Origin of the sequence: Flavonifractor sp. AGMB03687 (assembly GCF_017811815.1) — a bacterium.
Classification (GTDB): Bacteria; Bacillota; Clostridia; order Oscillospirales; family Oscillospiraceae; genus Flavonifractor.
This window is the reverse complement of sequence record NZ_JADKZI010000004.1, coordinates 21522-42400: the sequence shown is the minus strand read 5'-3', so window position 1 is coordinate 42400 and position 20879 is coordinate 21522. Positions and strand designations below refer to the sequence as shown.

Here is a 20879-nt window from a genome sequence, read left to right as displayed (position 1 = left end):
CGGTTCAGCAGATGGTGACGGTGTGCTCGCACTTGGGGCAGGTCACGTCTCCCTCCAGCTGGACCTTCAGGGCCTCCTGAAGGAGCAGCTTGTGGCAGTGGGGGCAGCGGAGCTTGCCCAGGGCCAGCACGCCCAGGACCATGCCCACTACCAGGGCCAGCACGAACAGCAGCATGATGCGCAGCAAAAAGCTGAGCAGGATGAGCACGGGAATAGCCAGAGTCAGGCCCCAAAAGACCTTTTTCCAGGTTTGATTCAGCTGGATCATCAGATCCATCCTCCTTTTTGGTTCAGGAACGGGACAGCTCCATCAATTTACGCAGCCGGTGGTTGAACGCGGATTTGGATACAGGGGGATCGCACAGCTCGGCCAGTTGGGACAGGGTGAGCTCCGGGTGGGCCATTCGCAGGTCCACCGCCTCCTTCAGCTTGTCCGGCAAGTCGGCCAGCATGCCACGCTCCTCCAGCTTGTAGATGGCCTCGATCTGGCCCTGGGCGGCGTCCACCGCCTTGTCCAGATTGGCGGCGTCGCAGTTGACCCGGCGGTTGATGCTCCCCCGCAGGTCCTTTTCCGCTTTGGCGTTCATCAGCTCCATGGCGGCCAGCGGGGCCCCCATGGCGGTGAGAAAATCCTCAATGGCATTGCTCTGCTTGAAGTAGGTGATGGCGTTGGACTTGCGGCTGCTCTCCTTGGGGGAGAAGCCCATCTCCAGCAGCAGGGCGTGGAGCTCCCGGCTCACCGACAGGTGGGAGGTGGCCAGCTCCAGGTGGTAGCGCTTAGCCGGGTCGGTTACCGAGCCCCCCGCCAGAAAGGCGCCCCGCAGGAAGGAGGCCCGGCAGTGGTCCTCCTCCAGCACGGCGAAGTTGATGTGGTGGGCCAGGGCCTCCGTAGGGTCGTGGCCGTAGACCGCCCACAGGGCGGACAACTTGTCCCGGTCGGTGATGGAAAAGATGCGCTTGCCCGCCCCCTCAGCGGGCAGACGGTCAAAGCGCACCTGAAAGGCCTTTTGAAACAGGTGGGGCAGCCGGTCGGCAAACTCCGGGGACTCAGTGGTGATGCGCACCTCAGAGGCGGTGGACAGGGAGCAGTAGAGCAGTACTCCGTAGGCCTCCGCCTGGGCGCAGCACTTCTTGGTGAGGGGCGCGCGGCACAGCTCGGCCTTCACCTGGGTGGAAAATGACATGGCTCCGCCCTCCTTACAGCACGCGGGTGGAGGCCCGCTCCTCGTAGAGCTCCATCACCGCGGCGGACAGCCGGGCGAAGGAGTGGCGGGCGTAGTCCAGGGTCTCGGAGGCCAGGGGCCGGGTGACCAGCTCCACGCCCAGGGCCTCGATGGCCTCTTTGTCCACCACGATGGGGGCGGCGTCCTCCTCCTTGTACCGCTCCAGCAGGCCGGGACGGACCGGGGCGGAGTTGCACAGGCAGATATCCACCAGGCCGGGGCCGGAGTGGCGCAGCAGGGCCTTCACATGGTCGGAGGCCGTCATGCCCTCGGTCTCGCCGTCCTGGGTCATAATGTTGCAGATGTAGATCTTCATGGCCCTGGAGGCGCACACCGCCTCCGAAATGCCGTCCACCAGCAGGTTGGGGATGACGCTGGTGTACAGGCTGCCGGGGCCCAGCAGGATCAGGTCGGCCTCCTCAATGGCCCGGACGGCCTCAGGCAGGGCCTTGGGGTGCTCAGGCAGCAGGCGCACGCTCTGGATGCGGCAGTCCTGGGCCTTTTTGAAGTCGCTGATCTTGGACTCGCCCTGGACCTGGGTGCCGTTTTCAAAGGTAGCCTCCAGCACCACGTCGGCGTTGGTCACCGGCAGCACCCGGCCGGTGATGGCCAGAACCTGGCTCATCTTGGACACCGCCTCGTCGAAGGAGCCGGAGATGCCGTTGAGGGCGGCCAGGATCAGGTTGCCGAAGGACTGGCCGGTGAGGTTGCCGGAGCCCTGGGGGAAGCGGTAGGTGAGCAGCTCCTGCATCAGCGGCTCGGCGTTGGCCAGGGCCTCCATGCAGTGGCGGATGTCCCCCGGCGGGGGCATGCCCAGGTCCTGCCGCAGCATGCCGGAACTGCCGCCGTCGTCGGCGACGGTGACGATGGCGGTCAGATTTTTGGTGTGGCTTTTCAGGCCGCGGAGCATGGTGGAAAGGCCGGTGCCGCCGCCGATGGCGACGACCTTGGGCCCCTGGGCCCAGCGGCGCTCATAAAAGGACTGATACACGGCGGCTCCTCCTTTATGCCCGGGTCATGTCCCGGTGGTTTTCCGTGGCCTGATAGCCCTTCTGCTTGATAAACTCGGCCAGGGCGTGGGTGATGGCCACAGAGCGGTGCTGTCCGCCGGTGCAGCCCACGGCAATGACCAGAGCGGCTTTGCCCTCCGCCACGTAGAGAGGGAGGAGGAAGCCGATGAGGTTCTCCAGATAGTTCATGAATTCGGTGGTCTGACGGTAGCCGAACACGAAGTCGTACACGCCTTCGTCCAGGCCGGTCTGGTGGCGCAGCTCGGCGATGTAGTAGGGGTTGGGGAGAAAGCGTACGTCAAACACCAGATCGGCCTCGATGGGAATGCCGTATTTGAAGCCGAAGGAGGTGACGCTGACGCTCATCTCCGGGGTGTCGCCTCCGTGGCCGAAGAGCCGCAGCACCTCACCCCGCAGCTTGGCGGTGGAGAGGGCGGAGGTGTCGATGATGTACTCCGCCCGCTGGCGGACGGGGGAGAGGACGGTACGCTCCAGCCGGACGGCTTCGTCCAGGGAGTGGGCCGAGCCTGCCAGGGGATGGCCCCGGCGGGTCTCCTTATACCGCTTGATGATGGCCTTCACGCTGGCCTCCACAAAGAGGATCTTGTAGTCGCACCCCATCTCCTGCAGGGCGTCCAGGGCGGAGAACAGCCCGTCGAAGGTCTGGCCGCCCCGGATGTCGGTGACCAGGGCCACCCGGTCGTACCGGGAGGGATTGGCCATGCACAGCTCGGCAAATTTGGGGATCAGGGGGGCGGGCATGTTGTCCACCACATAGAAGCCGATGTCCTCCAGAAAGGAGGCGGTCTTACTTTTGCCCGCGCCGGACAGGCCGGAAATAATGATAAAATCCATGGGAACTCACCTCAAAAGCCCAAAAACTTTACTTCTGGTTCCAGGGTCACGCCGGTCTCCCGGTGTACGGTGTCCTGGATCAGATCCATGAGTCGGCGCACGTCGTCGGCGGTGGCGCCGCCCCGGTTGACCACGAACCCGGCGTGCTTTTCCGATACCTGGGCCCCGCCGATGCCCACGCCCTTCAGGCCGCACTGCTCGATGAGGGCGGCGGCGAAGTAGCCCGCAGGGCGCTTGAAGGTGCTGCCGGCGGAGGGCAGATCCAGGGGTTGCTTGGAGCGGCGCTTCTGGGCCAGCTCATCCATTTTATCCTTGATGGCCGCCGGGTCGCCCTGAGCCAGTTCAAACTCAGCCCCCAGAATGAGCCACTCCGGGTGGTCGGTGAACAGGCTGTGCCGGTAGGTGAGGGCGCACTCCTCCACCGGCAGGGTAATGACCTCGGCCTCCTCATTGAGGAAGGTGACGGAGGTCAGTACCTGGACCAGTTCGCCGCCGTAGGCACCGGCGTTCATGGTGACGCCGCCCCCCAGGGTGCCGGGGATGCCGTGGGCAAACTCCAGGCCGGTGTGCCCCCGGCCAAGGGCGGCCATGGCCAGCCGGGCCAGGGGGATGCCGCTCTCCGCCCGCAGGCGGCGGTTGACCTCTCTGGTCTGGTCCAGGCCGGTGGTCTTGATGATAAAGCCGTCAAACCCCCGGTCGGACACCAGCAGGTCGCTGCCGTTGCCCAGGAAGAAGGGGGCGATGCCCAGCGCTCTGGCCGCCCTGACCGCGGCCGCGGCCTCCATCTGGCTGGCGGGCAGAGCCATCAGCCGGGCGGGGCCGCCGATGCGGAAGGTGGTGTGGCGGCTCATCGGCTCGTGCTCCCGCAGCGCCAGCTGAGGGGCGAGACGGTTGAGTTCCTGTATCAGTGCAGTCATTTGGTCCATGGGGGCCTCCTTGCTGTTAACTTGCGTGGGATCAGACCTTATTATACCAAAAAAAGCGGGGGAATAGAAGAGGGTGTTATCCCGGGCCGAACGTGTCAAAGGCCGCCTTGCTGCCCCGGAACACGTTCAGGTCGATCAGGGGCTGGGCGCCGGTGTAGCCCTCCAGTCTGGCGGAGTGGGAGTACTGCCAGAAGTGCCACCGGGGCAGCAGAGGGAACACGGTGGGGCTGGAGCACCATACCGGATAGTCGGCGTATTTGCTGCCGGCCAGATAGTTGTAGTAGGAGCGGTAGGTCACATAAAGGATAGGCTTGACGCCGTAGTGGGCCTCCAACTTCTCCAGCAGGGGGTCCAGGATGGACTGGACGTGCGCCTTGTCCGGCGGGTTCTCCAGGTATTCTCCATAGAATTCAATGTCCACCACCGGGGGGAGAGAGCCCTGGGTCGCCGGAACGACCGAGATGAAGTTGTCGGCCTGGGTCTCGCCGGGGCTGTCATAGCTGAGGAAGTGGTAGGCTCCGGCCCGGATACCCGCCTCCGCCGCGCCGGTCCAGTTGGCGGAAAAGCGGGTGTCCTGAAGCAGGGAGCCCTCGGTGGCCTTGATGAAGGCGAAATCCACACCCTGATCTTTCAGGGCGGTCCAGTCCACCGTCCCCTGGTAGGAGGACAGGTCTACGCCGAAGACCTCCCACTGGTCCGGGTTGGACTCATGGGAGTAGAGGATAAGGCCGCGCCAGCGCAGCAGGAAAAAGCCCAGCAGGGCCAGGGCCGCCAGGATCAGCAGCACCAGAACTATCCGCCCCAGTGTGCGGAACAATCGTTTCAAACAGCATCACCAAATAGACAGGGTATCGATACGCACGACAGCGTGCTCAATAAATATTATCATACCCGGATACGGGGCAAAAGGCAAGCAAAACCAAAAGCGCGCCGCAGCGATGTGCAGCGCGCCTGGATCATGCGGGGGTCTTTCGGCCCGACAGGAGCAGGCCCAGCAGAATGCCCGCGGCGGCGGGGAGGAGCCAGCCCAGCCCGATGGAGGCCAGGGGCATGGACTCCAAAAAGGTGAGGGGAAGACCGGCGTCCTGCAGGGCGTAGAGCAGGCTGGCCACGCCGGTAAACAGAATGGCCACCGGGTAGACCAGCTTCCGCCCTTCCAGCCAGCGCTGGAAGAAGGACAGAGCAATGAGCACAATGGCCATGGGGTAGAGTACCCCCAGCACCGGAGCGGATACCTTGATGATCTGCGCCAGACCGGCGTTGGAGATCACCATGCTGACCACGGCGAAGAGCACCGCCCAGCCCCGGTAGCTGATCCGGGGGAAGAGCTTGTGGAAGAACTCGCCGCAGGAGCTGATGAGGCCCACGCACACATTGAAGCAGGCAATCAGGAAGATGGCGGCCAGCAGAGCGTTGCCCAGGGGGCCGAAGAGCAGACCCACCACGTTGGTAAGGGCGGCAGCTCCGTCGGTGGGATTGGGAATGGCTCCGCCGGACAGGGCGCCGATGTGGGCCAGCATGGCATACACGATAAGCAGCATCACGCCAGCGATGATGCCGGAGTGGATGGTGCCCTTCACCACGGCCCGGTCCTCCTTGACGCCCCTGGCCTGGATGTTGACGGCGATGATGATGCCGAAGGCCAGGGCAGCGATGGTGTCCATGGTCTGGTAGCCCTCCAGGAAGCCCTTGACCACCGGGTGGGTGGCGTAGTCACCGGAGACGGCGCCATAGCCCGACAGGGGATTGACCAGACAGCCCACAAAGGTGACCACGATGAGGACCACCAGAATGGGGCACATGATCTTACCCAGCCGGTCGGTAAGCTTCTCCGGCCGCAGGGCGATGAACAGGGCCAAGGCGAAAAACACCAGGGAGTAAATCAGCCGAAAGAGGGACAGAGGGGCATCCGGCCCGGCGAAAGGAGGTACCGCCATCTCAAAGGAGGTGGTGGCGGTGCGGGGAATGGCCAGGCAGGGGCCGATGGCCAGATAGGCGACGATGGTGAAGGCCTTGGAAAACAGCGGGTGGACCCGGCTGCACAGCTGATCGAACCCACCGGCCCGGGCTACCGCCACAACACCCAGCACCGGCAGACCCACGGCGCTGATAGCCAGGCCCACAAAGGCAGGCCAGGTGGCGGTACCCGCCTGGGCGGCGATGCCCGGGGGGAAGATCAGGTTGCCCGCCCCGAAGAACATAGAAAACAGTGTAAGGCCCACCAGAAGCAGGCTCTTGCCCTTGAGCTGCATAATATCCTCTCTTTCTGCGCGAAAGGGCCTTGCCGACCCCGATGAGATTTGCATGGAAGTAAAAACAGCGGCATACCACTGGTATGCCGCTGTTTTTTTTACGTAGTGCGCCAATTAGCCCTGGGAAATAGCACCCGTGGGGCAGGTGTCGGCACAAGTGCCGCAATCGATGCAGGAACCGGCGTCGATCACGTAGTGGTCATCGCCCTGAGCGATCGCACCCACGGGGCAAGCACCCTCGCAAGCGCCACAGCTCACGCAAGCGTCGCTGATGACATAGGCCATTGGATCCACCTCCAAACTTCAAAGCTAACGCTATTGTATCATAACTTTTCAAAATTGCAATGCTAAAATGTGCGTATTGTGGGTATATTTTTTTCCGGTGGGAAAAATGATAACTGCGATGCCGACCGGAAGGGAGCGATCACATGGACAGAGCATCCAGATTCCGCATGGAGGCGGCGGGGGATCTGACACCCGAGCTGAACGGGGCCCCCTGCAGCGGGGACCACCCGCACAGAACAAAGGAGAAGGGGCGTGGCACGGCGTATGAAGCCTGTCAAGAAAAGGTGGTTCTTCCTCCCCTGGGGGAAGAGCCGGAAAGGCGAGAGCATGAATGAGACCCGGTTCACACAGCGGGCCCAGGCCGCCCTCCGGCTGGCGCAGGAGAGCGCGGCGGAGCTGGGCCACGGCTACGTGGGCAGTGAGCACCTGCTGCTGGGCCTGGCCCGGGAGGGCAGGGGGGTGGCCTCTAAAGTCCTCCAGGCCGCCGGTCTGGAGCCGGAGAGCCTGAAACAGACGGTGTCCCAGTTGGTGGGGGTGGGTACGCCGGGGACCGTCCCCTCTCAGGGGCTGACCCCCCGGTGCAAGAAGATCATAGAACTCTCCCTAACCGAGGCGGTGCGGCTGGGCCACCAGTATGTGGGCACCGAACATCTGCTGCTGGGCATCCTCCGGGAGGGGGACGGTGTGGCGGTGCGGGTGCTGGATGCCGCCGGGGTGGAGCCACGCCGCCTGCGGGCGGACGTGTCCGCCGCCATGGGGGGCGAGACCCAGCCGCCTCCCTTCCGGGGAAGCGGCAAGCCCCGCACCGAGCGGGACTACCCCGGAGAATCCAAGCTGCTGGAGCAGTTTGCCCGGGACCTGACCCGCATGGCTGCCGGGGGTCAGCTGGACCCGGTGGTGGGCCGGGACAAGGAGATCCGGCGGGTGATCCAGATCCTGTCCCGACGGCAGAAGAACAACCCCGCCCTCATCGGGGAGCCCGGTGTGGGCAAGACGGCGGTGGCCGAGGGCCTGGCCCGGATGATGGTGTCGGGCGATGTACCCGAGGAACTGCGGCGCAAGCGCCTGATCTCCCTGGATCTGTCCGCCATGGTGGCGGGCACCAAGTACCGGGGCGAATTTGAGGAGCGGGTGAAAAACGTGCTGTCCGAGGTGCGCCGGGTGGGGGATGTGATCCTCTTCATCGACGAGCTCCATACCATCGTGGGGGCGGGCTCCGCCGAGGGAGCCATTGACGCGGCCAACATCATCAAACCGGCCCTGGGCCGGGGTGAGATCCAGGTCATCGGAGCCACCACCACCGAGGAGTACCGTAAATATATTGAGAAGGACGCCGCCCTGGAGCGGCGCTTCCAGCCGGTGCTGGTGGGGGAGCCCGACCAGAAGATCGCTCAGGCCATCCTTATGGGCCTGCGGGACCGGTATGAGGCCCACCACCGCATCAGCATCAGCGACGAGGCCATCACCGCCGCCGTGGCCCTGTCCAGCCGGTATATCGGGGACCGACGCTTGCCCGACAAGGCCATCGACCTGATGGACGAGGCGGCGGCCCGGGTGCGGCTGGACCGGCTGGCCGCGCCCCCCGATCTCCGGGCCCTGGAGGACAAGGTGGCCCGGGCCAGAGGGGAGAAGGAGGAGGCTATCCGCAGCCAGGACTTTGAGAAGGCCGCCATGCTGCGGGACGCGGAGGAGGATTTCCGCCGGGAGCTGGACCAGCAGAAGGCTCTGTGGCGGGCAGGCCAGAACACCGGTGCGGTGACCGCCGAGGACGTGGCGGCGGTGGTGTCCGGCTGGACGGGAATCCCTGTCACCACCCTGACCCAGGCGGAGAGCGACCGGCTGCTCCAGCTGGAGGAGGAGCTCCACCGCCGGGTGGTGGGCCAGGAGGAGGCCGTCAAGGCGGTGGCCCGGGCGGTGCGCCGGGGCCGGGTGGGCCTGAAGGAGCCGGAGCGGCCCACCGGCTGCTTTCTCTTCCTGGGTCCCACCGGCGTGGGCAAGACCGAACTGAGCCGGGCTCTGGCCCTCTCCCTCTTCGGCAGCGAGGAGGCCCTGTTCCGCTTCGACATGTCGGAGTATATGGAAAAGCACGCCGTCTCCCGGCTCATCGGCTCCCCGCCGGGCTATGTGGGCCATGAGGAGGGGGGGCAGCTCACTGAGAAGGTACGGCGGCGGCCCTATTGCGTGGTGCTCTTTGACGAGATCGAAAAGGCTCACCCCGATGTGTGGGGCATCCTGCTTCAGATCATGGAGGACGGTGTGGTCACCGATTCCCAGGGCCGGAAAGCCGACTTCCGCAATGCGGTGGTGGTGCTTACCTCCAACGTGGGGGCGGCCAAAATCACTGCCAAGGGCAGCCGACTTGGCTTCTCCGCCGCCGAGCACAAGGACGGGGAGACCCGCACCCTGGAGGAACTGCGCGCGGCGGTGCTGGAGGACCTGAAGAAGGTGTTCCGGCCGGAATTTCTCAACCGTCTGGACGAGACCATCGTCTTTACCCAGCTGGGCCGCAGTGAGATCAAGTCCATTGCCCGGCGGATGCTCTCCCGGGTGTGGGAGCGGCTGCAGGCCCTGGGGGTGCGGCTCACCTGGACGGATGGGGCCCTGGACGCCCTGGCCAAGCTGGGCTTCGACCCCGACTACGGTGCCCGGCCCCTCCGCCGTACCATCCGCACCAAGGTGGAGGACCCGGCGGCCGAGCTGCTGCTCAGCGGCGCGGTGCGGGCGGGGGACACCCTGCTGGCCGATCGAGCGGGAGATACCCTGACCCTATGCAAACAAGAAGTGGAAAAGGAGAAAGAGACATGCGAAAACAACGGATGATGATTCCTGTGATGGTGTTGGCACTGCTGCTGGCACTGACCGGCTGCGGCAAGGTGGAAAACGAGATGGATAAAATGGAGAGCCAGATGGCACAAAAGGAGGAGCTGACCGCCGCAGAGCGGACCCAGCTTTACCAGACTGCCATTGAGGGCGCCCGGGATGCCGAGATGAACGAATCGGTGCCGGTGATCACCTCCCCGGAGGATGACCTGGCTTCTGCCATCTTTGTCCTGCTGGATGTGACGGCGGAGGACATGGAGAGCTTCGCCATTGCGGTATCGCCGGTGAACGTCAAGGCCTACGGCATTGCGGCCATCAAGCCCGTGGATGGACGGGAGGCGGCGGTGCTCAACGGCCTTCAGGACTTCATCGCCCAGCAGAAGAGTAATTTCCAGCAGTATTTGGCAGATCAGTATGCCATCGCGGAAAAAGCCCGGCTGGAGACCCTGGACGACGGTACGGTGCTGATGGTCATGTGTGAGGATCAGGACACCGTGCTGGAGCACATCAAGACCACCATCGAGGCCGGTACCTGATCGGAGAGCAACCCTTGAAAGCAAAGGCTTTCAAGGGTTGCGGCTTTTTAAGCGATGTAATATAATAAACAGGTCCGTAATCAATGAAGTGGAGGCCTGTTTATGCAAGCAAGAGCCAGCGGGATCCTGCTTCCCGTATTCGCCCTGCCGGGGCCCTACGGCATCGGCACGCTGGGCAAGCCGGCCCGGCAGTTTATCGACTTTTTGGCGGCGGGCGGCCAGAAATTCTGGCAGATCCTACCCCTGGTGCCGCCAGGAGGGGGCAACTCCCCCTATATGTCCCCCTCGTCCTTCGCGGGCAACCCCCTGTTCCTGGACCTGGAGGAGCTGGCGGAGGAGGGTTTGCTCACCGCCGACGAGCTGAACGCCGCCCGGCGGGACAATCCGGACCGGGTGGACTACGCCTGGCTCCACGAAACCCGCATGCCCCTGCTGCGGAAAGCCTTTGAACGGGGCCGGGAGAAGTACGCCTCTCAGCTGAAGCAGTTTGAGGGGGAGGAGGCCGACTGGCTGCCTGACTACACCCTCTTTATGGCCCTGCACGCCCACTTTGACAAAGAGCTGGCCCAGTGGCCCGACGAGGTCCGCCTGCGCAAGCCGGAGGCCATGGCCCGCTGCCGGGAAGAGGTGGGGGAGGAGTGCGCCTTCCAGACCTTCCTGCAATATCTGTTCTTCCGCCAGTGGAAGGCGGTCAAGACCTATGCCAACTCCAAGGGAGTCTCCATCATCGGCGACCTGCCCATCTATGTCTCTCCGGACAGCGCCGAGGTGTGGGGCAATCCGGAGCTCTTCCAGCTGAAGGAGGATATGCGCCCCTCCTGTGTGGCCGGCGTGCCCCCGGATGCCTTTACCGACAAGGGCCAGCACTGGGGCAATCCCCTGTACGACTGGGCCTATCACAAAAAGACCAGCTTTGCCTGGTGGAAGCGCCGGGGCGCCCATATGGCCCGGCTGTATGATGTGGTGCGCATCGACCACTTCCGGGCCTTCCATACCTACTGGTCCATCCCCGAGGGGGCCAAGGATGCCCGGGAGGGCCACTGGGAGAAGGGCCCCGGCAATGACCTGCTGGATGTGCTGAAAAATGTGCCAGGCCTGGCCCTGATTGCCGAGGACCTGGGCGACCTGGACGCCGATGCCCTGGCCTATATCGCCCAGAGCGGCTTGCCCGGCATGAAGGTGCTGGTCTACGCCTTTGACCCGGTGGGGGAGAGCGCCTACCTGCCCCACAACTGCCCCCGGGACGCGGTGATGTACACCGGCACCCACGACACGCCCACTTTCGTCCAGTGGCTCTTTACCGAGGCCAACCCGGACGAGCGGCAGTATGCCTTCGACTACCTGCGCCTGCGGGAGGACGAGGGCTTCGGCTGGGGTGCGATATGCGGAGCGTGGATGTCTCCCTGCCGGCTGGCCATCGCTCCCTTCCAGGACCTGCTGGGTCTGGGCGGGGACGCCCGGGTCAATGCTCCCGGTACCATGGGGGACCAGAACTGGTCCTGGCGGGTGCGTGCCGACGCCCTCAATCCCACGGTGTCCGGCAAGCTGGCCAGAATCACCCGTACTTATCGGAGATAAAGCAAAAACTGCCTGCCGCAAGACTGCGGCAGGCAGTTTTTTATGGGATTTACTGAAACGCCAAGCTGACGTCGCCGGTGCCGCTGACCAGAGACAGGGTTCGCTGGCCACTGCCGCCCTCCGACCAGAAGGGCTGCATGGTCTCTCCGTTCAGACGGATGTCGCCGGTGCCTGAGCTCAGCAGCCAGGAGTAGCCGGACTGGCTGTCTGCGATCTCAAGGGTCAGGTCGCCTGTCCCGGTAAGAATGTCGGCTTCTTCCACCGGAGCGGCCAGTTTCAGGGTCGCATCGCCCACACCGCTCTCCACATTCAGTCTGCCGCTGACGGCACAGTCCTCCCAGACCAGATCGCCCACACCAATGGTTAGCTCCGCACGGTCCAGGGTGGTCCCCTCCGGGATGGTCACCTCGACCTGAACGTCCGCCGATCTTTGAGCGGAGGGAACATCAGAGGGATAGGGGGTGCTCCACACGGAGAGTACCCCGTCGGTATTGCGGTAGTTCAGCTGGTAAGAGTCGACCGAGGCATCCTGGCTTCGTTTGACCAGGCGGATCTTCCACTCGCTGCCCGTTTTAAACTGGACCGAGGCCACGGCCACATCCAGCTCCAGTGCGTCAAAGGGGTCCAGTGTCACCGATACATCCTGGTTTGATCCAGCCAGCTCGGAAGATTCCAAAGACCGCCCCAGGATGTGCCAGCTGCCCTGGAAACAATCCGCGTCCACCACCACGCTGTAGTTGCCGGGCTGGAGCGTCACAGAGCCGGTCTCCTGCTGGGCGGTAAAAGCCCGCTTTTCATAAGGCCAGCTCTCATCTTCACGATTCTGAATCCCAAGGGACAGGCTGCCGTTGAGATTGCGCACGTCAAGACTCAGTTCCATGGGCTCATCCACCTTGAAATCAAAGCGGAGCCCGGAGGAGGTACGCCCTACATTTTTGTCGGCGAACTCCGGACACACAATGTATAGCTCATGGGGAAGGTCTATGATGTCGTGGGTGGGGGAGGGGGACTCTGATGCTGCCGACGGTGCGGGCGGTGTGGGAGATTCAACGGGACGGATCGTCGTCAGCAGGATCACTGACAGCACGATGATGACCGCCACCGCCCCAAGAACCCACAGAAGCACCGGCCGCCGCCGGCCGGAGGGTGCAGGGGGTGGAGTAGAAACCTGCTGGGCGCAGTCGCCCGCGTCCTTCAGCACCTGTTCCGCCACCGAGGCGGGGGAGCCCAGACGCTCGGCCACGGCTTCCTCATCCTCCTCCGAGTCATCGAAATAGGCCTCGTAGTAGGAGAGCACATCGGCCAGCTCCTCCTCCGGCAGTCGGCCCTCCAGCCTGTACTGAAGCTGTTTCAAGAATTGTGTCTTATTCATGCCCATCCTCCTTTTTCCCCAGCAGAAGCCCCTCGATCTGGCTGCGGTAGCGCACCCATTCCTCCCGATAGCCGGTGAGCAATGCCCGCCCCGCCGGTGTGATGGCATAGTAGCGCCGGTTGCGGCCCTGAAAGGGCTTGTCGTAGACGGTGAGGCAGCCGCTCTGCTGAAGCCGTCTTAACACGGGATAGAGCGTGGATTCCGACAGCTCCACCTGCTCCTTCATGCGCTGGGTCAGGCGGTAGCCGTAGGTGTCCCCCTCTGCCAGCACCGCCAGCACGCAGGCGTCCAGCAGGGGAGCGCCCAGTGGAAAGGTCATAGCCAGGCCCCCTTTCTGTTTGATAATATTATATGACGTATAATATTACTTGTCAACAATGATATCAGGGCAGACGTCCTTGTGAAAATTGCGCCGGTGGCCGGGGCGCTGGTAACGATTTTTGGGCATAATTCTTTCCTTATGCGGAACTTCCTGTATTTTGAAGGTTTTCTCTTGTCAAAAAAATGCTTTTGTTATATTATGATGGGTGCGAAATTCTTCATTATAAAGGATATCAGGTGAATCTATGAGTCTGCGGATTGGAATTGATATTGGCTCCACCACCGTAAAGGTGGTGGTACTGGACGAGGCGAACCAGCTGCTGTTCCGCTCCTACGAGCGGCACTACTCCAAAGCCAGAGAGCGTGCGGCTGAGACCCTGCGTTCCATCGAAGAGAAGCTGCGGGGCCAGCAGGTGCGCATCGCCATCACCGGCTCCGCCGGTCTGGGCGTGGCCAAGGCTGCGGAGATCGACTTTGTGCAGGAGGTGTACGCCACCGCCGCCGCCGTCAACACCTACATACCGGCCACCGACGCCGTGATCGAGCTGGGCGGCGAGGACGCCAAGATCATTTTCTTCGGCGGCGCTCTGGAGGAGCGTATGAACGGCTCCTGCGCCGGTGGTACCGGTGCCTTTATCGACCAGATGGCCACCCTGATGAACGTGTCGGTGAACGAGCTGGATGAGCTCTCCCTGAAGCACGAGAAGATCTACCCCATCGCCTCCCGCTGCGGCGTGTTCGCCAAGAGCGACATCCAGCCCATCCTGAACCAGGGCGGCCGGAAAGAGGACGTGGCGGCCTCCATTTTCCAGGCGGTGGTGGACCAGACCGTGGCCGGTCTGACCCAGGGCCGTGAGCTCAAGGGCAAGATCGTCTTCCTGGGCGGCCCGCTCCACTTCCTCAAGGGCCTGCGCCAGCGGTTCGTGGAGACCCTGAAGCTGGACGAGGAGCACGCCATCTTCCCCGAGGACGGCGACTGCTTCGCCGGTATCGGCGCCGCTCTATGCGCCACCGAGCTGGCCGAGCGTTCCTTTGATGAGATCCTGGAGCGGCTGGAGAAGAGCGTGGACAACGTGGGTCTGGTGGACACCATGCCGCCCCTGTTCCACGATCAGGCGGAGTATGACGCATTCCTGGCCCGCCACAACGCCATGCATCCCCCGGAGGTGGACGTTAACACCTATTCCGGCGATGCCTGGCTGGGCATCGACGCCGGTTCCACCACCACCAAGATGGTGCTCATCACCGCCGACGGCGGCCTGCTCTACACCTACTACCACTCCAACCTGGGCAACCCGGTGGCCATCGTGCTGGAGCAGCTGAAGGAGATCTACGCCCTGTGCGGCGACCGCATCACCATTAAGGGCGCGGCGGTCACCGGCTACGGCGAGGAGCTGATCAAGAACGCCTTCTCCTGCGACGCCGGTCTGGTGGAGACGGTGGCCCACTACAACGCCGCCCGCCACTTCAACCCCGACGTGGACTTCATCATCGACATCGGCGGCCAGGACATGAAGTGCTTCAAGATCCGCAACGGCGCGGTGGACTCCATCATGCTCAACGAGGCCTGCTCCTCCGGCTGCGGCTCCTTCATCGAGACCTTTGCCAAGGCCCTGGGCTATAACATTGCCGACTTCTCCAAGCTGGGCCTGCTGGCCAAGCACCCGGTGAATCTGGGCTCCCGCTGCACCGTGTTCATGAACTCCTCGGTGAAGCAGGCCCAGAAGGACGGCGCCAGCGTAGAGGACATCTCCGCCGGTCTGTCCATCTCCATTGTGAAAAACGCCGTGTACAAGGTCATCCGTGCTGCCAATGCCGACGACCTGGGCAAGCACATCGTAGTGCAGGGCGGTACCTTCCACAACGACGCGGTGCTTCGTGCCTTTGAGCTGGAGCTGGGCCGCAACGTGACCCGGCCCACCATCGCCGGTATCATGGGCGCCTTCGGCGCGGCTCTGGCCGCCCGGGACCTCCACCTGGAGAAGAGCGCCATCCTGACGGCGGAGGACCTGAAGTCCTTCTCCCACACCGCCAAGCCCGTGACCTGCAACCTGTGCACCAACCACTGCTCCCTTACCGTCAACACCTTCGACGGTGGGCGGCGGTTCATCTCGGGCAACCGGTGCTCCCGCCCCCTGGGCAAGGCCAAGGTGGAGAACCCTGACCTGATGAACTACAAGTACAAGAAGCTCCGTGCCCTCCACGGCAAGGGCAGCGGCAACGGTATCCGGGGCAAGATGGGCATTCCCTTCGGCCTGAATATGTACGAAAACCTGCCCTTCTGGTTTGAGTTCTTTACCCGCCTCAACTTTGAGGTGGTGATCTCTCCTGAGTCCTCCCGTAAGCTCTACCTGAAGGGCCAGCACACCATCCCCTCCGATACGGTGTGCTACCCCGCCAAGCTGCTCCACGGCCATGTGGAGGCCCTGGTGGAGGAGGGCGTGGACGCCATCTGGTATCCCTGCATGTCCTACAACAATAACGAGGGCATCGGCGACAACCACTACAACTGCCCGGTGGTGGCCTACTATCCCGAGCTGCTGGCCGCCAACGTGCCCTTGCTGAAACAGACCAAGTTCCTGGACCCCTATGTGGGCCTGTGGCGGCACAAGGACTTTACCAAGCGGATCGCCAAGCTCATGGAAGAGGAGTTCAACATCCCCAAGCGGGAGACCGAGGCGGCGGCCAAGGCGGCCTATGCGGCTTACGACGCCTACGTCCACGACGTGCGGGAGACCGGCAAGCGGTACATCGAGTACGCCCGGGCCCATGATATGCCCATCATCGTGGCCTGCGGCCGTCCCTACCACATCGACCCGGAGATCAACCACGGCATCAACGACCTGATCACCTCCTTCGGCTTCGTGCTGGTCACCGAGGACGCCCTCAGCTATCTGGAGGGCTACGCCCCCCGGAAGGTACTCAACCAGTGGACCTTCCAGTCCCGGATGTACAATGCCGCCCGCTATGTGTGCACCCAGCCCGACATGCAGGTGGTGCAGCTGGTCAGCTTCGGCTGCGGCACCGACGCCATCACCACCGACGAGCTGCGTGATATTCTGGAGAGCGGCGGCAAGCTGTACACCCAGCTGAAGATTGACGACATCAGCAACCTGGGCGCCGTCACCATCCGGGTGCGCTCCCTGATGGCGGCTATGGACGCCCGGAAGCAGAAGTGACCCCACGGACCGTGCAAGGAAAGGAACCATCGTTACTATGGCAGAACTGATTTACGATAAAACCGGACGGCTCCTGTTTACGCAGGAGATGAAGAAGGAGTATACCATCCTCTTTCCCACTATGCTGCCCGTCCACTTCGGACTGATGGCCCGCATCATTGAGACGGAGGGCTACAAGGTGGAGATGCTCACCACCAACCACCGCAACATCGTGGATGAGGGCCTGAAGTACGTCCACAACGACACCTGCTATCCCGCCCTGCTGGTCATCGGCCAGCTCATCGACGCGGTAAAGAGTGGTAAATACGACCCCCATAAGGTGGCTCTGCTGATCACCCAGACCGGCGGCGGCTGCCGTGCCTCCAACTACATCCACCTGCTGCGTAAGGCCCTGGTGAAGGCCGGACTGGACTATGTGCCCGTTATCTCCCTGAACCTGTCCGGCCTGGAGCACAATCCCGGCTTCAAACTGGGCCTGGGTACCCTGCGCAAAGCCATATTCGCCATGATGTACGGCGATATCATCGTACAGACCGCCAACCAAGTCCGGCCTTACGAGGTCAACGCCGGACAGACGGATGAGACCATCCGGCAGATCGAAGACCACCTGCTCTCTGAAATGAGCAAGGGCGATGGTCTGTCCTTCAAGAGCATGGTGGAGAACTTTGACCACATCGTGGCCGCCTTCAAGGCCATCCCCGTGGCCGGGGAGCCCAAGGTCCGTGTGGGCGTGGTGGGCGAGATCTACATCAAATACTCCCCCCTGGGCAACAACAACCTGGAGCAGTTCCTCCTGTCCGAGGGAGCGGAGCCTGTGGTGCCCGGCCTCACCGACTTCATCATCTTCAAGATCTACAACCGGGAAGTGGACGTGGACATCTACGGCGGCAAGCTGGCCAAGAAGGCCGCCTGCGCCAGCCTGCGCCACTACGTGGAGAAGTGTCAGCGGGCCATGATCGACGCCATGAAGCGGGGCGGCTTCCGGGCCCCCGGCACCTTCCAGGACCTGCGCCAGCTCATCAAGGGTTATCTGGGCGAGGGCAACAAGATGGGGGAGGGCTGGCTCCTCACCGCCGAGATGCTGGAGCTCATCCACACCGGCACCCCCAACATCGTCTGCACACAGCCCTTCGGCTGCCTGCCCAACCACATCGTGGGCAAGGGTATGATCCGCAAGCTGAAGGACGACTACCCCAACTCCAACATCGTGGCCATCGACTACGACCCCGGCGCCACCAAGATCAACCAGGAGAACCGCATCAAGCTGATGCTAGCCAACGCCCGGGCGCTGGCCCGGCAGGAGGCCCAGCGGGAGGCGGAACAGGCAGAGGAGACCGTCCATGCCTGAGCCCCTGCGCTTTGTGGACGCCTCCACGGAGGAGCACTTTGCGGCCATGAGCGCCATCCACTGCCGGGGCTGGCGGGCTGCCTACCCCGGCTATGTGCCCGGCGACTATCTGCGGGAGGTCACCACCGAGGAGCATTGGATCCCGTTTTTCCGGGAAGACTACGCCACCAAACGGTGCAAAGGTATTTTGCTTTACGAAAATGATGTGCCGGTAGGCTGCTGCAACTACGGACCCATCCGCAGCGGTCCCAGCCCCCGCCAGAGCGAGGGACTGGTGATCGACAGCAGTGAATACGGTGGATGGGGTGAAGTGATCTCCCTTTACGTTGAGCCTGCTGCAACTGGTCTGGGCTATGGAGGCCTGCTGCTGGAGGAGGCGGTGCGCCGCCTGAAAGCGGAGGGCTATCCGGGCTGCACCCTCTTTGTGCTGCGGGAGAATACCGGCGGCCGCCGGTTCTATGAGCGGCACGGTTTTGCCTGGGACGGCACGGTGCAGAAGGTGCCCTTTCCCCACGATATGGTTTGTAACGACCTGCGTTACGTCAGAAGTTTATAACTGTCCAGCGGGCTGCCACGCCGCTGGAGAAAATGAGATCGGGGCGTGCGTCAGCACGCCCCGATTTCTGTTTGGACCGCAAATAAGAGGAGGAAATCAAACTTGCAAGAGAACAAGATGGGAGTCATGCCGGTACGCCGGCTGCTGATCAACATGTCCTGGCCCATGATGCTGTCCATGCTGATCCAGGCCCTGTACAACATGGTGGACAGCCTGTTTGTAGCCAGGCTGAGCCGGGACGGCTTTGAGGCCCTGGCGCTGGTCTACCCGGTGCAGACGCTGATGATCGCGGTGTGCGTGGGTACAGGCGTGGGCTTCAACACCCTGCTGGCTCGGCGGCTGGGAGAGGGTCGGAAGGAGGAGGCCGACCGGGTGGCCGCCAACGGCTACTTCGTCTACTTTGTGTGCTGGCTGGTGTTCTTGGTGCTGGGCGTGAGCCTTGCCCGGCCTTTTCTCACCCTGTTCTCCGATGTGCCCCAGCAGATCGAGTACGGCGTGCAGTACCTGTCCATCGTGACCGGCCTGTCCATCGGTGTGTGCATGCAGTTTGCAGGGGAGCGCACTCTGCAGGCCACCGGCGATACGGTAGGCCCCATGATCATTCAGGGTATCGGTGCGGTGGTCAATCTGATCCTGGATCCCCTGTTTATCTTCGGCCTGGGGCCCATTCCCCGGATGGAGGTGGCAGGGGCGGCTCTGGCCACCGTTCTGGGGCAGATCGTGGGTCTGGCAGCCAGCTTCTGGATGGTGCGTCGCAGCCCGGTAATCCATCTGACCTTCCGCCGGTTTCGGCCGGATGGGGAGATCATCCGCACCATGTTCCGGGTGGGCTTTCCCGCCATTCTCATGCAGTCCCTCTCCAGCGTGATGAACGTGGGCATGAACCTCATCCTGCCCCTGTTCACCCCCTTTGGCGTTTTTATTCTGGGAGCCTACTACAAGATGCAGTCCTTTATCTTCATGCCGCTATACGGCATGAACAACGCCCTGGTGCCCATCATCAGCTTCAACTACGGTGCCAAGCACCGGGAGCGCATTACCGGCACCACCCACTTTGCCCTCATCCTCACCGTGGTCATCATGGGGGCGGGTACCCTCATTATGCTGGTACTGGCCGGTCCGCTGCTCACCTTGTTTGACGCCGAGGGTGAACTGCTGGTCGCCGGTATTTCCGCCCTGCGGGTGATCGCTCTGTCCTTCCTCTTTGCCGGAGTCTCCATCATTTTGTGCTCTGCTCTCCAGGCCCTGGGCTCGGCCAATGCCAGCCTGCTGATTTCTCTGCTGCGTCAGGTCATTCTGCTGCTGCCCGCTGCGCTGGCTCTGGGCGCGCTGAAGGGCGATCTGGTGTGGTTCGCGTTCCTGGTGGCGGAGCTGATCTCCTGCGGCGTGGCGGTGCTGCTTTACCGTCGGGTCTATCAGAAGAAGATCAGTACCTTGAGCCCGTGACCAAGAAAAAACCGGAGCAAGCGCATGGCGCTTGCTCCGGTTTTTCATTCCCGCAGCTTGTGGCAGTATTGGGTGCAGAGCTTATCGGTACACTTCGAGCACTTCAGGGCCTCGTTGGAGTGGTCCCAGAACCGTTCGGGGTACATCATCACGCACAACTCCCATACCAGCCAGGCCACGGCGGCCATGGAGACCAGAGAGCCGGCATAAAATCCGCCCATAAAGATCAGGGGGGAGAACATCATCAGGTGATCCCAGTTGAAGATCCGGCAGGTGGTGCAGCAGCGGTTTTTCAGGATCAGGCGGAAAGGACACCAGATCAGGACGCAGATCAGATCGCAGACGTAGAAGAGCACGGAGATCATGAACAGGTTGGCCTTGTCCAGCACGCCAGTATAGTACAGCGCCCCGATGGCCGCGATCAGCAGGCACCAAAGAAGGAAGACCTTGTAGGCCGCCTTGGTGGTGGAAACGATGTAGTTCCGCAGGGCCTCATAGTTGACCTTTTCCCGGATGGGCTTGAAGTGGTTGGCAAACAGCTTCTGGGAGCCCAGGGGAAGCTTGTTTTTGATGGGAATGATCTGGAGGAACATATCCATGACCCAAATGATCCACAGCAGATGCAGGGGAGAGAGGGTCTTAAAGAACTGGAATCCGTTCAGCACTGCAAAAGACTCGGGATGAAACAGATAAAGGAGGGTGCAGATGACGAAAACCAGACAGCGCCCGACCAGCCGGGCTATGTAGATCTTTCTTGTCCTGGACATTGGGACCTTCTTTCTGTGTCTTAAAAAAGCGGAGCAAGCGCTATGCGCTTGCCCCGATCTGGCGCAGCGGGTGGGATTCGAACCCACGTGCGGTTGCCCGCAAACTGATTTCGAGTCATTTCCCCCTTGTGACTTTTGGTGGAAATTAAGCGAAGATGGAAGTACACAACGGAAGCCCAAAAGCTGCGGTATACTGCGGATTTTGGCTTCCGTTTTTCGTTTTTATTTGAACCCACAGGGCTTTCCGAGTTCTTCCCATTTTTGCCCCGAATTATGACCGGAGGATAGAACAAGGATAGAACTGGACGCCAGATTGGGGGTATTCACACCCATACCATTTCACGAAAACGCAAATCACTATTTTGATTAGACAACTTGATCTTATTTGAACCCACTTCAAAATCC

Annotated in this window: 18 protein-coding genes and 1 tRNA gene; 7 read left to right on the top strand and 12 right to left on the bottom strand. The window is 62.5% G+C overall.

Annotation, left to right across the window (positions count from 1 at the left end):
- Positions 1–4: 4 nt before the first annotated feature.
- From J9789_RS09355 to J9789_RS09320, 8 genes are all read right to left on the bottom strand, one after another.
- The gene (locus J9789_RS09355; protein WP_209344739.1) at positions 5–268 is read right to left on the bottom strand and encodes a hypothetical protein; all 264 of its coding nucleotides are present in this window, start codon (positions 266–268) and stop codon (positions 5–7) included.
- A 22-nt stretch (positions 269–290) separates the two neighbouring features.
- Positions 291–1184 carry a DNA-binding protein WhiA gene (whiA, locus tag J9789_RS09350; RefSeq protein ID WP_209344737.1) on the bottom strand — a complete coding sequence of 298 codons (894 nt, stop codon included), beginning with the start codon at positions 1182–1184 and terminating at the stop codon, positions 291–293.
- Positions 1185–1197: 13 nt separating this feature from the next.
- Positions 1198–2214 (bottom strand): gluconeogenesis factor YvcK family protein, encoded by a 1017-nt coding sequence (locus J9789_RS09345; protein ID WP_209344734.1) that lies wholly within the window; start codon positions 2212–2214, stop codon positions 1198–1200.
- A 13-nt stretch (positions 2215–2227) separates the two neighbouring features.
- On the bottom strand, positions 2228–3088 hold the full coding sequence (gene rapZ / locus J9789_RS09340) for an RNase adapter RapZ (protein ID WP_209344732.1): 861 nt from the start codon (positions 3086–3088) through the stop codon (positions 2228–2230).
- An 11-nt stretch (positions 3089–3099) separates the two neighbouring features.
- Positions 3100–4005, bottom strand: coding sequence for a UDP-N-acetylmuramate dehydrogenase (gene murB, locus J9789_RS09335; RefSeq protein ID WP_348633667.1), 906 nt, complete (start codon positions 4003–4005; stop codon positions 3100–3102).
- Between the two features lie 85 nt (positions 4006–4090).
- Positions 4091–4840 (bottom strand): GH25 family lysozyme, encoded by a 750-nt coding sequence (locus J9789_RS09330; RefSeq protein ID WP_209344729.1) that lies wholly within the window; start codon positions 4838–4840, stop codon positions 4091–4093.
- Between the two features lie 130 nt (positions 4841–4970).
- Positions 4971–6266 (bottom strand): branched-chain amino acid transport system II carrier protein, encoded by a 1296-nt coding sequence (gene brnQ / locus J9789_RS09325; protein ID WP_209344727.1) that lies wholly within the window; start codon positions 6264–6266, stop codon positions 4971–4973.
- 114 nt (positions 6267–6380) lie between these two features.
- Complete coding sequence (locus J9789_RS09320; protein WP_087189254.1) at positions 6381–6551, bottom strand: 4Fe-4S binding protein; 171 nt, start codon at positions 6549–6551, stop codon at positions 6381–6383.
- 327 nt (positions 6552–6878) lie between these two features.
- Between J9789_RS09320 and J9789_RS09315 the strand changes: the two genes are divergently transcribed.
- The 3 genes from J9789_RS09315 to malQ all read left to right on the top strand — a co-directional run bounded on the left by J9789_RS09315 (position 6879) and on the right by malQ (position 11485).
- Positions 6879–9371 carry an ATP-dependent Clp protease ATP-binding subunit gene (locus J9789_RS09315; RefSeq protein WP_209345484.1) on the top strand — a complete coding sequence of 831 codons (2493 nt, stop codon included), beginning with the start codon at positions 6879–6881 and terminating at the stop codon, positions 9369–9371.
- Positions 9353–9907, top strand: a complete 555-nt coding sequence (locus J9789_RS09310) for a DUF4358 domain-containing protein (RefSeq protein ID WP_209344725.1) — start codon at positions 9353–9355, stop codon at positions 9905–9907. Before J9789_RS09315 ends, J9789_RS09310 begins: the two co-directional genes overlap by 19 nt.
- Before the next feature lie 102 nt (positions 9908–10009).
- The gene (malQ, locus tag J9789_RS09305) at positions 10010–11485 is read left to right on the top strand and encodes a 4-alpha-glucanotransferase (protein ID WP_209344723.1); all 1476 of its coding nucleotides are present in this window, start codon (positions 10010–10012) and stop codon (positions 11483–11485) included.
- Positions 11486–11534: 49 nt separating this feature from the next.
- Here malQ and J9789_RS09300 read toward each other — a convergent pair whose 3' ends face one another.
- Together J9789_RS09300 and J9789_RS09295 are read right to left on the bottom strand one after the other, a co-directional pair.
- Positions 11535–12857: a DUF1700 domain-containing protein gene (locus J9789_RS09300; RefSeq protein ID WP_209344722.1), complete on the bottom strand. Its 1323-nt coding sequence runs from the start codon at positions 12855–12857 to the stop codon at positions 11535–11537.
- Positions 12850–13176: a PadR family transcriptional regulator gene (locus J9789_RS09295; RefSeq protein WP_209344720.1), complete on the bottom strand. Its 327-nt coding sequence runs from the start codon at positions 13174–13176 to the stop codon at positions 12850–12852. The genes J9789_RS09300 and J9789_RS09295 overlap by 8 nt, the downstream gene beginning before the upstream one ends.
- Before the next feature lie 247 nt (positions 13177–13423).
- Here J9789_RS09295 and J9789_RS09290 point away from each other — a divergent pair, with 247 nt between their 5' ends.
- From J9789_RS09290 to J9789_RS09275, 4 genes are all read left to right on the top strand, one after another.
- A complete protein-coding gene (locus J9789_RS09290; RefSeq protein WP_209344718.1) occupies positions 13424–16357 on the top strand; it encodes an acyl-CoA dehydratase activase in 2934 nt (977 codons plus the stop codon).
- A gap of 37 nt (positions 16358–16394) precedes the next feature.
- Positions 16395–17705, top strand: a complete 1311-nt coding sequence (locus J9789_RS09285) for a 2-hydroxyacyl-CoA dehydratase (RefSeq protein ID WP_209344716.1) — start codon at positions 16395–16397, stop codon at positions 17703–17705.
- On the top strand, positions 17698–18261 hold the full coding sequence (locus J9789_RS09280) for a GNAT family N-acetyltransferase (RefSeq protein WP_209344713.1): 564 nt from the start codon (positions 17698–17700) through the stop codon (positions 18259–18261). The genes J9789_RS09285 and J9789_RS09280 overlap by 8 nt, the downstream gene beginning before the upstream one ends.
- 102 nt (positions 18262–18363) lie before the next feature.
- On the top strand, positions 18364–19707 hold the full coding sequence (locus tag J9789_RS09275; protein ID WP_245185191.1) for an MATE family efflux transporter: 1344 nt from the start codon (positions 18364–18366) through the stop codon (positions 19705–19707).
- A gap of 44 nt (positions 19708–19751) precedes the next feature.
- Here the strand turns inward: J9789_RS09275 and J9789_RS09270 are convergent, their stop codons facing one another.
- Positions 19752–20474: a hypothetical protein gene (locus tag J9789_RS09270; RefSeq protein WP_209344711.1), complete on the bottom strand. Its 723-nt coding sequence runs from the start codon at positions 20472–20474 to the stop codon at positions 19752–19754.
- 59 nt (positions 20475–20533) lie between these two features.
- A tRNA-Ser gene (locus tag J9789_RS09265) sits at positions 20534–20661 on the bottom strand.
- Positions 20662–20879 lie beyond the last annotated feature (218 nt).

Excerpts from the sequence above, each read along its gene's own strand:
- J9789_RS09355 (WP_209344739.1), bottom strand. The coding sequence starts at position 268 with ATGATCCAGCTGAATCAAACCTGGAAAAAGGTCTTTTGGGGCCTGACT.
- whiA (WP_209344737.1), bottom strand. The coding sequence starts at position 1,184 with ATGTCATTTTCCACCCAGGTGAAGGCCGAGCTGTGCCGCGCGCCCCTC.
- rapZ (WP_209344732.1), bottom strand. The coding sequence starts at position 3,088 with ATGGATTTTATCATTATTTCCGGCCTGTCCGGCGCGGGCAAAAGTAAG.
- murB (WP_348633667.1), bottom strand. The coding sequence starts at position 4,005 with ATGACTGCACTGATACAGGAACTCAACCGTCTCGCCCCTCAGCTGGCG.
- brnQ (WP_209344727.1), bottom strand. The coding sequence starts at position 6,266 with ATGCAGCTCAAGGGCAAGAGCCTGCTTCTGGTGGGCCTTACACTGTTT.
- J9789_RS09320 (WP_087189254.1), bottom strand. The coding sequence starts at position 6,551 with ATGGCCTATGTCATCAGCGACGCTTGCGTGAGCTGTGGCGCTTGCGAG.
- J9789_RS09315 (WP_209345484.1), top strand. The coding sequence starts at position 6,879 with ATGAATGAGACCCGGTTCACACAGCGGGCCCAGGCCGCCCTCCGGCTG.
- J9789_RS09310 (WP_209344725.1), top strand. The coding sequence starts at position 9,353 with ATGCGAAAACAACGGATGATGATTCCTGTGATGGTGTTGGCACTGCTG.
- malQ (WP_209344723.1), top strand. The coding sequence starts at position 10,010 with ATGCAAGCAAGAGCCAGCGGGATCCTGCTTCCCGTATTCGCCCTGCCG.
- J9789_RS09300 (WP_209344722.1), bottom strand. The coding sequence starts at position 12,857 with ATGAATAAGACACAATTCTTGAAACAGCTTCAGTACAGGCTGGAGGGC.
- J9789_RS09295 (WP_209344720.1), bottom strand. The coding sequence starts at position 13,176 with ATGACCTTTCCACTGGGCGCTCCCCTGCTGGACGCCTGCGTGCTGGCG.
- J9789_RS09290 (WP_209344718.1), top strand. The coding sequence starts at position 13,424 with ATGAGTCTGCGGATTGGAATTGATATTGGCTCCACCACCGTAAAGGTG.
- J9789_RS09285 (WP_209344716.1), top strand. The coding sequence starts at position 16,395 with ATGGCAGAACTGATTTACGATAAAACCGGACGGCTCCTGTTTACGCAG.
- J9789_RS09280 (WP_209344713.1), top strand. The coding sequence starts at position 17,698 with ATGCCTGAGCCCCTGCGCTTTGTGGACGCCTCCACGGAGGAGCACTTT.
- J9789_RS09270 (WP_209344711.1), bottom strand. The coding sequence starts at position 20,474 with ATGTCCAGGACAAGAAAGATCTACATAGCCCGGCTGGTCGGGCGCTGT.